The organism is Chitinophaga sp. XS-30, from assembly GCF_008086345.1.
In the GTDB taxonomy this organism is placed as follows: domain Bacteria; phylum Bacteroidota; class Bacteroidia; order Chitinophagales; family Chitinophagaceae; genus Chitinophaga.
Genome location: NZ_CP043006.1, coordinates 3,021,241 through 3,032,919, shown reverse-complemented (window position 1 = coordinate 3,032,919; position 11,679 = coordinate 3,021,241). Strand labels below are relative to the sequence as shown.

Genomic DNA, 11,679 nt, shown 5'->3' with positions numbered 1-11,679 from the left:
TCAGCTATATTTTTCGCGCAGCATTTGTATAAATGGCCGGCTAATATTTCATCTTCACCCAAAAAGCCAGATGGTCTGAACCGTAATTATCCGCGGTCAACACTTCTTCCTGTTGCACGTCAAAATCCGCTGCCGGGGCATACAGGATGTAATCGATCCGGCGGTTGGGGCGGATGACCGGTATGGTCGGCGCCTTCAGCGTGCTGGCATCCCGGAAGAAACCGGCAAGCTCCTTCATCGGCGTTTTGTCATCGGTGGAATTGAAATCGCCGCCGATGATCACCGGGGCCTTCAGCGCCGCGGATACCTCCGCAATGGCCTTAGCCTGCAAGACCCTGTTCTCTTCCTTCGACACATCCAGATGGGTGCTGCCGAAATACACCGTTTTCCCGCCCGGCAGGGTTACTTTCGCCAGCGCCAGCACACGGTCCTCTCCTTTAAAGCCTTCAATTTTCGGGAGCATGATGGTACGTGTTTCGCTGAGCGGGTATTTTGACAGGATGCCTACCCCGTAACCGCCACCTTCATAAGGGATGGCCTTGCCATAATAGTAATGCATACCCAGTTTTTCCGCCAGCGCCCTTAATTGGAATACTTTGCCGGAACGGGTCGTCACGCTGTCCAGTTCCTGCAGGGCCACGAGGTCCGCGCCCGTTTTGCGGATGGTATGCGCAATCGTATCCAGGTCTATAAACCCTTTTTCGCGGGTGGGCGGGTTAGCGTGATGGATGTTATAGGTCATTACGCCGAGAGAGAGCTGCTCGCTCCGGGATGCGCCCTGTTTTGCGCTCCGGCAGGCGGCCAGCAGCCATAAGGCCGATATGAAAAATGCGATGTTCCTTGTCATATTTGCTATTGTAAAACCAAAGAGGCTGCCCCAAAAGTACGGGACAGCCTCCTTTATTCAAACCATTTACGGCTGATAATCAAAAATAGAGACCGGGTTATATTTCGTTCTGTTGTCTTCCGCCGGCACCTTTATCTCCAGGGTGGCCGTAGCCTCGCCGTTCACGAGGGCATATTCCTTCACGAAAACGAGCGCAAAGGCTTTGTTCTCGATGGGGCTCCACTGGCCCCATCCGATAATAAAGCCCTCTCCCACTTTCAGATCGCCGTTGAAGCGACGGTTGGTGGCGGCAATGTTATAGCCTTCACCGCCAGCGGAAGTGGGGGCAATGATCTTCGTGTTCAGGAATTCCGTCAATTCCCCATCCCATGCCAGGGAGTTGAAAACTTCCGGGGTAATGCTTCTCCTGTTCACCGTTACCAGTGTATAAGGCGCTTTGGTGAAGCCCACCATGTACGGGGCCATCGCCGTTCTGTAAGCTGCGCCGGCATCAAAGATGGCGGCGGGCATGATGCGGAAGCTGGTAGCGCTGTACTTCGCAAGGGCAAAGTCTACCATCAGCTGGTTGGCAGCAGCATTGGTGATGTCGAATACATGCGGGGCCTGGTAAGCGGCGAACCAGTTGTTCTTGCCGGGGCCGATCTCCGATGTCAGGCGGATATCCGTAAAATGCACCAGCTTGTTGTAGACCTTTGCTACGGCATACTCCGCCACCCTGGTTTTATTGCCTTCATTTTCCCCGGTGATCCTCACCGCTTCAATGCCCTGCGTGGCAGCAAAGGCGATGGAGAACGGAAATTCATCCTTCGGGTCCCCGATCGTCATCGGTATTTCGGCGCCATACACGCCGTTTGTTTTGATGGCGTAGGTAAGGGTGGATACTTCAGAACCGGAAGATATATTGCCGGAGAGGGTATTATCCACGCCCACATAGGCAATGGGAATATTGGTATTGCCGCCTTCCAGGGTAATGCTTACATCGTCATCCGCCACGTTGCCGATCTTGAAAGTATCGACGGCCGTTCCGTTGTACGTATTTTTTGCCTTGATGATGATGCCGCTCATATGCTTCGGTACCACAACGCTTACGGCAAAGGGCATATCCTTCGGATCGGTGACCGCTATGGCTTGCTCGTCTGAAGTAACGCCGTTAACGATCGTCTGCCAGGTTATTTCCGTCATATCGAACTCGGAGGTGATAGTGCCTTCAATAGTGAGCCTTTTGTTCTCAAACACCGTTTCCCTATACCGGATACCGTCTTTAAACGCCAGTTGGGGAATGTTGCGCACATTTTTCGGAGCGATATGTATTTCGGAATTGTTATGCGCTTTATCAAAGGAAATGATCACCAGTTCCACCATGTCTGCCTGTACGGTAAATACGATCTCCTCATTGAGCTCCATTGGGAAATCCGTTTTATCGATGTACACAGGCGTGCCGGAGCTTGTGCCGTTGGCCGTTTTGCTGATAAAGTAATAGGCCAGCCTTTTTATACCGATGGCTGATTTCACGTTCACCGCGACCCTCACTTCTTCGCCTACATTGAAGTTCTCCACGTCTGCAAACTCGTCGCTTATCGTAATAACCGGCGCCTGCATATCGTCTTCTGCTTTTTTGCATCCTGTTATTGTTGCCAGTAACGAGAGGGACAGGAAAGCCAATAATGAATATAATTTCATAAATAATGATTATCGGTTAATTTTCAGTTCTGACAATACCGGCAAATGATCTGAAGCACTATGCTCCGCGATCACCAGGTGGCTGTTGATCGTAAACGCGCTTGCCGGCCGGAATGCCAGATAATCGATGATGGACGCAGGGTTTTGCGCGCTGAAAGTATTGGGGCAGTTCACGCCCATACAGGTGCGGGTAAAAGCGCCGTCAAATACCGAGAAGAACGCCGCTGTTTCCGGCTTTTCGTTCATATCCCCGCCAAGGAGCAGCGGCTGCTTTGTACCAGCCAGTATGGCCGCCACTTCCGTTATCTGCTCCACCCTGCTGCCCGCACTGTTGTGCTGCAGATGGGTTACGGCTACCGCTATGGAATCCACGCCGGGCAGGTCTACGATCGCCGTACCCAGCACCCTTTGCTCATGCACTTCGTCTTCTTTCGGGAGGAAGTATTTTTTTATCCCTTTCAGCGGATATTTGCTTAAAATAGCTACGCCGTAAAATCCGCGCTGGTAGGGTATAGCGGAAAAGAAGCTGAAATTCATCTGCGTCATGGCCGCCAGTTCAGCGGCCTGATCGCCGGAATAACCGTTCCGGCCGGTGTTCTTATCCACTTCCTGCAGAAAAACAACGTCCACATTAGCCTGGTTGATCACTTCCGCAATGGCATCGAGATCGGTGGTCCCGGGCAGCGCGGGAGGCGCAGCAGCATGAATGTTGTAGGTCATGTACCGGATCACATCCAGCCGCTGCTCCTGATCATTATCTCCGCCGTAAGTAGCATCTCCATTCCCCAGTTCAAGATAAACGGGTTCAGTGTTGGGTAAGTAAGGGTCTTTGTTGCAGGATAATATGCCTGCGCACAAAGCCAACGGTAAAAATATCTTGCGTATCATATAGTCCATATTCTCAGGTTTACTTCCAGTTCGGGTTCTGGTCCAGTTTTGGATTCAGTGTAAGGTCCTCTATCGGCAGCGGCCAGAGGTAATCCTTTGATTCATCGAATGTTTTAACGATGTTCCGGTTAGTGACGATGTTGCCGCTTGTACCGCCGGAAAGATCGCTGGCGGGTATCTGGTACGGGCCGGTGGCCGGTGGTTTCGCACCGGTATATATCTCCACGTCCATCGCACCGTTCCTGTCCAGATCATAAAACCCTGCGCCGGGAAAATACATGCCCTGGAAGGGTGTTGTGAGCAGCTGCCCTTCTTTCCAGCGCATGAGGTCTTCCCACCGGAGATCGTTCTCCATCACCAGTTCGATGCGGCGTTCTCTTCTGATCTCCAGGATAACGCCTGTGTTGACGCCGGTCACGCGCGGGTACAATGCTGCCTGGTAAGGATCGGGGTTTGCGTTGGCGGCGGCTATATCCAGGTTGGGCATGCCAACGCGGTCTCTCAGGAGCTTGATGGATTTGTCGATATCCGTCTGGTTAAGGGTGCCCAGCTCGGCTTTGGCTTCCGCGTAGTTCAGCAACACTTCTCCCAGCCTGAACAACAGCAGGTCCTGGATGGACTGCCCGTTGCCGTCGAAAGAAGGATCGTTCATCCATTTGATGGGCTGATACCCCGTCATGGTCGCCTCAAAGTCCGGCGCAATAACCGTGGTCTGCCCGATACGCGTATAGCCCGGTGTGCGGATGGTCTGCGCCAGGCGCGGATCACGGTCCCGCACTTCATCGAAGAATTGCATGGTGGCATATCCGGGAATATCGGTAAACCGGGAACCGTCCGCCATCAGGTAACTGTTGACGAGCCTTTTCTCCAGACCGGGCTTGCCCTGTGTTCTGGCAGTGATGTAAAACTGGAGACCGTGTTTCAATGACAGTTCATTGGAATAGCGGCGGCCGAGAATGATCTCGTCTGCCACCGGGTCCAGCGTTAATGTCGCGAACAGGTCCTGGTAAGGTTTGCCACTTGGCCCTGTAGTTTTATTGTACACGGTGTACGGCCCTTCTTCCATCAATATCTGCGAGGCTTCCACACATTCATTCAGCAGCCTGTCCGCATCCGGCAGATTGAATTCCGTATGATACTTGCGCCAGGTGCCTTCATACAGGCATATTCTCGACTTCAGCGCAAGCGCGGTCCATTTCGTTACCCGTTCCACACTTTTCGTTGCATCCAGGTGATCGATAGCGAAATCGATATCGGCCAGTATGGAATCCACGATGAGCGTGCGGGGATCGCGTGGCTTGAACAGGTTTTCCGCATCAGTGGTCTCTATGACCACATTGTACCAGGGCACATCGCCGAAATAGCGCACCTTTTCGAAATAGAACCAGGCCCTGAAGAACCTGGCGAGGCCCGCGTACTTGTCGCGTATGGCCACATCCTTGTAATTCTTTACATTTTCGCTGGTGAGCATAAAGTTGATGCTGCGCAGCGGGGCCCATCCCCATTTGGCATCCGTGGTGGGAATCAGGCGGGTGCCGCTGATCTCCCGGCCAACGGACGATTTCACGATATTATCGGAAGATTCGCCGTAGATATCCGCCCCGTCGGGGAGGTAAGAATAAAAGAGATTGGTGTAGGTCTTGAAATCATTCTCGGTCTGGAAAAAGGTAGGCGGCGAAACGGAGGCCGTAGGATACCTTTCCAGGAAGTCCTTGCTGCATGCAGAGAAGCACAAGGCGGAGATGAGCAGGAGCAATTTGCTGTTAATATTTTTCATCCGTTTATTTTTTTATGGGCCGGATGGAGCCATGGATGCCGGCTTCATCTGGTGGCGGTTGTCTTTTTAAATCAGGTTTAGAAGGAAACATCGAAGCCGAACGCATAATTTTTGCTGAACGGATATACCCGTCCGTGGGCTTGCGACATCGCCTGCTCCGGATCGATGTACTTGCTTCTCAGCTTCGTCCACGTCACCAGGTTCTCCCCGCTGACGAACACCCTGAAGCGCTGCACTTTGAAACGGCTCAGCAGGTTATGCGGTAAAGTATAACCCAGCGTAAGGTTCTTCAGCCGCAGGTAAGCCAGGTCCTGCATATACCTGTTATTCGTCGCTCTCAGCTCGTTGTTGGCGTTCAGCGCCACATAAGCCAGGAGGTTCGGGAAGTAGGCATCTTTATTTGTTTCGGAATAAACATCCTTTTCAAAATCGGCCGGTATGAAAGAGAAATAAGGTCTTGAATAAGGCCCCCAGAAACGGTCTGCGTTATTACCGGGATACCAGTTCATTTTGCCGAGGCCCTGAAAGAATATGGAGAGATCGAAATTGTTCCAGTTGGCGCCGAGATTGAAGGCATACATATACCGCGGAGTGGAGTTGCCTACTACCCGCTGATCGCCCGGATCATCCACGGTATTGGCGCCCGCACTGATCTTGCCATCCCCGTTCAGGTCCAGCCAGCGAAGGTCGCCTGCGCGGATGGGAATGTTATTATCCTGCCTTACCCGGTTCAGCCAAGTCTGATCCACCGGATAGGTCTTTGCTTCCGCATCGGTCCTGAAGAACCCGTCTGTAACGTATCCCCATATCTCACCCACCTGTTTACCTTCATACAGACTGTTGGTCAGTCTCGTAGAATTGATGATCTTCGTGATCACGGTGTGATTGTCGCTCAGCGTGACGCCGGCGTTATAGCGAAAGGGTTTTCCTGCCACCATGAACTGATCCCGCCAGTTGGCAGTAAACTCAAAACCCTTTGTTTGCAGATCGGCTACATTCACCAGCGGTTCTGTTGCACCGAAAACACTGGGCAGCTGCACACCACCGCTCAACATGCCGGTAGTATTCCGTACATACTGGTCATAACTGACGTTCAGGCGGTTCTTGAGGAAGCTCACATCAACACCCACGTTGTAGGAAGTCACCTGCTCCCAGGTCAGGTCCGCAGAAACCGGCGCCGGCACAGCATAATATTTGGCGCGTTCTCCATCCAGCATATAAGCCATGGTGCCGGGGGCAAGCGTGGAAATATAGGGATAGGCGCTGCTTACCGCCTGGTTGCCCAGCGAACCTACAGAGCCTCTCAGTTTGAGGTCGCTGACAATATTTTTAAGGGGATGGAAAAAATCCTCCTCACTTACACGCCAGCCTGCGGACACGGAAGGGAAAAAGCCCCAGCGGTCATGCTTCGGGAAACGGGAGCTGCCGTCATAGCGGCCATTGGTCTCCAGGAGGTATTTGCCTTTATAGTCATAGTTAAGGCGATAGAAGATACCGATCAGCGAATATTCGCTGGAACCGCCGAATACCGTCTGTTCGCCGGTACCGAGGTTCAGATCGTTCAGGCTTTCGGAGGAGATATCCATCCGGGCGGCGGTGATCTTCTTTGGCACATTCAGCTCCTGGTTGTAGCCCACCAGCACCTTGAAATTATGCGTCTTGTTAAAGCTCTTGAAATAATCCGCATACAGGTTCATCACATGCACCTGGTTGAATTGCTGGGATTCCGTCAGCTTGTCCACATTATACTTCGGAGTAGTTTCGATCACGCCCGGGTACAGCGAATATTTACCCGGCACCTGGCGGTAATAGCTGGGGTCCGTGTACATATTGAAGCTGTAATTGCCGGTGATATTAAAATCTTTGAACGGCGTGATATTCACCTCATTGATCGTGGTGAGCTCGTACTTGCGGTTACGTCCCCTCGTATTGCCGTCTATCAGCATGGCAAAAATGCCGTCCCCGATATCGTAGTTGTTGAGACCGGTGATATAGCTGCGTGCCATCCGGATTGATGGGGGCGTAGGCGGGTGAAGCATGCACGTTGATGTGGGTGAAGTTCGCGCTGCCGCCGCCTTCGCGGCCGAAGTAATCGTAGCTGGAATGGTAGAAGTTGGTGTTTGTTGGACACTTTCAGCCATGGGTAAAGCTTGGCGGAAACTTTGGACCGCAGGGTCTTGGAGCTGTATTTATCTGTCTGGATGCGCATGATGCCATCCATTGTTTTCATGTTTCCATTGATCATGAAGGTCACCTTGTCGTTACCGCCGCTCAGGGAAAGGTTGTGGTTCTGGGTCGGCTGGTATTTGGTGAACATGATATCCCACCAGTCGTAGTTGCCGTAGTACACGTATTGGTCGCGACCATTCCTGTTCTGGATGGTGACCCAGGGGCGGGAGGGATCTTCTGTTTTATCGTTTCTGCGGGCCAGCAGTTCTTCATAATCTCTTTCGGTATAACCGGAATAGCCGCCGATATGTGCCAGTGCGGCGTCATTCAGTTTCATCCAGTCATAGGCGGTGGTCATAAAATCGGTGCTGACGGTGGGTGTGGCAAAGCCAAAAGAGTTGTTATACCTTACCACCGTTCTGCCTGAGCTACCGCTTTTGGTGGTCACCAGCACCACGCCAAAGGCGCCCCTGGCCCCGTACACGGCAGCCGAAGCAGCATCTTTCAATACGGAGATGGATTGTACTTCTTCCGGGTTCAACCGGTCCAGCGTACCGGGAATACCATCGATCAACACCAGCGGAGCGCCTGTTTGCGCTGTATTCCCGCTGATGGAAGTCACGCCGCGGATATTCAGGTCGCCCATCTCTCCCGGCGTTCCGCTCGCCACTCTGATATTCAGGTTGGGCATGGCGCCCTGCAGCATGGAGCTGATATTGGTCACCGGCCGGTCCCGCAGATCATCGCCGCTGATCTGGTTCACAGCTCCCGTAAGGTTCACTTTCTTTTGTGTACCGTAACCTACCACCACCACTTCATTCAGCTTGGCTTCATCAATGGTCATGCTCACATATACGCTGTTCGGTACGCCCACCTGTATCACATACCCGGTGATGGAACGTTTCTGATAACCCGCGGAAGAGAAATCGAAGCTGTATGTTCCTTCCACCGGCATATTCGCAAAGCTGAACCTGCCCAGCGTATCGGAGATCGCACGGTACAATTTCTTCGTAACGGAGTTCTTTGATGAAATGGAGACAAAGGGAAGCGGTTTCCCGGATTCATCCGATACAACACCTTGTATCGTTGCTGTTTTCTCCTGGGCAAAGCCGGCGCCTGCCATCAACAGCAAAAGGGATAATAAGAGATACTTCTTGCGTAGCGGTAAAAATTTCTGCATATCTGCGGATTGACTTTGGAAATGAAATCTCATCCGCAATACGTATGTGGGTTCAACGATCCCCTAATGCTGCCGTAACTTATTTTGTGATCAGATAGGTGCGGTCATCCAACTTGTTGGCTTTCAATCCATTCACGCGGCAAATATTCTCCAGTATCTTGTCGATCGGCTGGCCGGCATCCACGGAAAGCAGCATATTGGTGGAGAGGGCGATATCCGTGGGATAGCGGATCTCTACGTTGTAACGCACCGCCAGGTAATCGAAAATAGTGCTGAGCTTTTTATTCTGGAAGTTCAGGTACGACCGTCCCCCGGTGGTCTCATCCTTGATCTCAACCGGCGTAGCGGCTGCGGGCTGCGGTGTGCTTGCTTTTGTTTTGCCAACGCTGGCTGCCTTCATTCCGCGTACCGGCTCTACCGGCCCGTTCATGGACATAAAAGTATTTTCCTTTTCCACATAGGCAATGGCTTGCCCGGGTGCGAGATAGCGGCTGACAGTACTGTCCCCGGTCCCTTTAACGATCACTTTTCCCTCATACAAATGCACATAGGGATGCTCTCCCCAGCCGTTCACCTGGAATCTCGTGCCGATGGCGGTGGTGGCAATGGTACGGCAGTACACGGTAAAGGGGCTGCGATCGTTCCTGGCCACATCGAAAATGGCGCTGCCCGTCAGGTCCAGGTCCCGGCGCTCCTTATTGAAACCCGCACGATAGCTGATCTCGCTGCCTGGATGCAGCAGGATGCCCGAGCCATCGGGCAGGGTGATCTTTTCCGTTCCGTCGGTAATGTTCTTATGGGTAAAAGCCGTCTGCAATACTGCCGGGGATCTTGAAAAATAACTGTTCACATCCAGCAGGAACCAGGCGCTCACGCATATGACAAGGACGGCCGCCAGTTTTGCGCCGGTATAGATATTACGTTTGATTTTGCTTTTGCGAAGGGTGGCATTGTAGACGGGGCCGTAGGTTTCATCGGGTACCGCCCCTTCCTTTGCGGGGCCGGAGCTTTCGAGGAATTTGCTCCACTCCTCTTCTGAAAGATATTCATCAATGGTCAATGAGTTCTCCTCAAGATACTTTGCCAGATCGGCTATCTTCTTTTCCTTTTGTGCATCGTCATTATTTCTGTTGTTATCTTTCATTCAAGTTGATCAGCGGAAACAAAACTAATAATTTCGCTGCTTGCAATCCCGCAAGATCAGGAAAATATTATCAGCAAGGTAAAAAATGGCTTGATAAAACGCAAGGCATGCGTCAGGTGATTCTCCACTGTTTTGGGGGAAATAGACAGCATACTGGCGATCTCGTTATTGGTATGGCAGTGGATACGGCTCAGCTTGAAAACCTCTCTGCGCTTTGGCGGCAGCATATTGATCAATCTGAAGAGACGGGCCTTTGTTTCTTTGTAGGATACCAGGTGCATGGTGTCGTCAGCCGTATTTCCCACCGGCTGAAAAGCCTGGTAATGCCGCTGCCGGGTTTGCAGTTTCCTGATCTCATCGATCAGGGTGGTTCTGGCGATCCTGAACAACTGGATAGAGACATCCAGGTCAGGGTCCAGGTGCTGCCTGTACTTCCAGAGTTTGATGAAAGTCAGCTGCACAACTTCTTTCGCATAGAACTCCGAATCAATCTTTTGATATAAAAACTTATATAAAGGATATTGATACTCATTGAAGATGTCCCTGAAAACAGCTTCATTATTTCCCTTTAATTCAGAAATCTTGTGCATTTTAAACTATAGTTTAAAAAGTTAAAAACGCGATAAAAGTAAAAAAGCGATGATAAATTCCCTTTCAGCCGGGCATAAGATAACTTTAAAATAATAAATAAAATGTTATTCGGGAGAGTGGGGAGAAAAATATCAAAAAAGGAGCCTCCCTGAAAGAAGGCTCCCTGTAATGGATTATAATGGCGGTTTCAGATGACGTGATACGAGGGGATCATTTCCCGGCTTTATATTTGGCCAGATCTTCCCTGGCTTTATCTTTTATTTCCTGTCGCTGCTCTACGAGCGAAGTATCTTCCAGCAGTTTCACGACATACTGCTGTGTGCTCACCGCTTTTTTATGATCACCGTTTTTGAAATATATACCCGCCAGCGTACTGTAGGCAAACGGATCGTCAGGGGCGCAACGCTGAATGGCCTGCTCCATTATTCCTAATGCAAGGGCTTTGTCTGCCGCATCTTCATTGTTGATAATGGTTCTGGCAACATCCTGCAGGGTCAGCGGGTCATTGGCAAATGTTTTCAATATCTCATTCCCGTATGCTTTTGCTTTAGCAGGGTCTGTGCTTTTCAGCAGTTCATATTTCGCGATAACGAAAGGCGATTTTCCCATGATGGTTTCCGCGATCAGCTGATCTGCCAGCTGCAGGGCTTTTGCATTGTCTCCCGCTTTCTTCAGCTGCTGCATCTGTTCTGCCAGCGCCATGCGTTTTTCATTTTTGGCTTTGAATTCCTGCCACAAGCTCATTCTCTTGGTGGGCGTCATCTGGCCGTCCATCACCAGTTCCAGGGCATCTTCCAGCACCATCGGATGCCCCCACCAGGCGATTTTTCCGTTGCCGTCCACAATAAAGGAGCTGGGAATGCCTCCCATACCGGCAGCTGTCATCCATTCCTTATAAGTGGTTTCTTCCCTCACATCCGCCGCAACGGTATAATCCATGCCGTCGCCCAGGTTCTTTACAAAATTCGCCACCTTGGTGACGTAGTCTCCGCTCTTGTTCTTGCCGGCGCTTATCTCCAGTACGTTGAACCCGATGATCGTGACCTTGTCCTTATACCTGGCGGCCATTTCAGACAAATGCGGCATTACCGCGCGGCAGGGCCCGCACCAGGTTGCCCAGAATTCTATCACATAGATATGTCCGGGTACAAATTTGCTGACGGGTTTTCCCTTGATCCACTTCTCCACGGTCAGCGGAGGTGCGGGGTCGCCTACCTTCAGGGAAGGCATATCTTCGTCTCCGGCTACAGGTGCGGGCGCCGCAGTGGCTGAAGGCGGGCGGGCAGCGGGTGTTTGCGCATGAACCGTTCCGGCCGCCATACCATTAATGATCAGAAAGGCGAACAACCAATGGCCGGCTCTTCTACTGAACAATTTTACCAGACTCTTTTTCATAATTCTTA

Annotated in this window: 9 protein-coding genes; all 9 read right to left on the bottom strand. The window is 51.6% G+C overall.

Annotation, left to right across the window (positions count from 1 at the left end; genetic code table 11):
- Positions 1–40: 40 nt before the first annotated feature.
- The 9 genes from FW415_RS12445 to FW415_RS12405 all read right to left on the bottom strand — a co-directional run bounded on the left by FW415_RS12445 (position 41) and on the right by FW415_RS12405 (position 11,671).
- Positions 41–847: an endonuclease/exonuclease/phosphatase family protein gene (locus FW415_RS12445; protein WP_148385371.1), complete on the bottom strand. Its 807-nt coding sequence runs from the start codon at positions 845–847 to the stop codon at positions 41–43.
- A 66-nt stretch (positions 848–913) separates the two neighbouring features.
- The gene (locus FW415_RS12440) at positions 914–2,527 is read right to left on the bottom strand and encodes a hypothetical protein (protein WP_148385369.1); all 1,614 of its coding nucleotides are present in this window, start codon (positions 2,525–2,527) and stop codon (positions 914–916) included.
- 9 nt (positions 2,528–2,536) lie between these two features.
- Complete coding sequence (locus FW415_RS12435) at positions 2,537–3,424, bottom strand: endonuclease/exonuclease/phosphatase family protein (RefSeq protein ID WP_148385366.1); 888 nt, start codon at positions 3,422–3,424, stop codon at positions 2,537–2,539.
- Positions 3,425–3,434: 10 nt separating this feature from the next.
- Positions 3,435–5,192 carry a RagB/SusD family nutrient uptake outer membrane protein gene (locus FW415_RS12430; protein WP_148385364.1) on the bottom strand — a complete coding sequence of 586 codons (1,758 nt, stop codon included), beginning with the start codon at positions 5,190–5,192 and terminating at the stop codon, positions 3,435–3,437.
- Positions 5,193–5,269: 77 nt separating this feature from the next.
- Positions 5,270–7,198 carry a SusC/RagA family TonB-linked outer membrane protein gene (locus FW415_RS12425; RefSeq protein ID WP_168208795.1) on the bottom strand — a complete coding sequence of 643 codons (1,929 nt, stop codon included), beginning with the start codon at positions 7,196–7,198 and terminating at the stop codon, positions 5,270–5,272.
- On the bottom strand, positions 7,132–8,541 hold the full coding sequence (locus FW415_RS12420) for a TonB-dependent receptor plug domain-containing protein (RefSeq protein WP_168208794.1): 1,410 nt from the start codon (positions 8,539–8,541) through the stop codon (positions 7,132–7,134). Before FW415_RS12420 ends, FW415_RS12425 begins: the two co-directional genes overlap by 67 nt.
- 79 nt (positions 8,542–8,620) lie before the next feature.
- Positions 8,621–9,685 (bottom strand): FecR family protein, encoded by a 1,065-nt coding sequence (locus FW415_RS12415; RefSeq protein WP_148385355.1) that lies wholly within the window; start codon positions 9,683–9,685, stop codon positions 8,621–8,623.
- A 56-nt stretch (positions 9,686–9,741) separates the two neighbouring features.
- Positions 9,742–10,275 (bottom strand): sigma-70 family RNA polymerase sigma factor, encoded by a 534-nt coding sequence (locus tag FW415_RS12410; protein WP_148385353.1) that lies wholly within the window; start codon positions 10,273–10,275, stop codon positions 9,742–9,744.
- A 211-nt stretch (positions 10,276–10,486) separates the two neighbouring features.
- Positions 10,487–11,671, bottom strand: coding sequence for a TlpA disulfide reductase family protein (locus FW415_RS12405; RefSeq protein ID WP_148385351.1), 1,185 nt, complete (start codon positions 11,669–11,671; stop codon positions 10,487–10,489).
- Between the last annotated feature and the right edge of the window lie 8 nt (positions 11,672–11,679).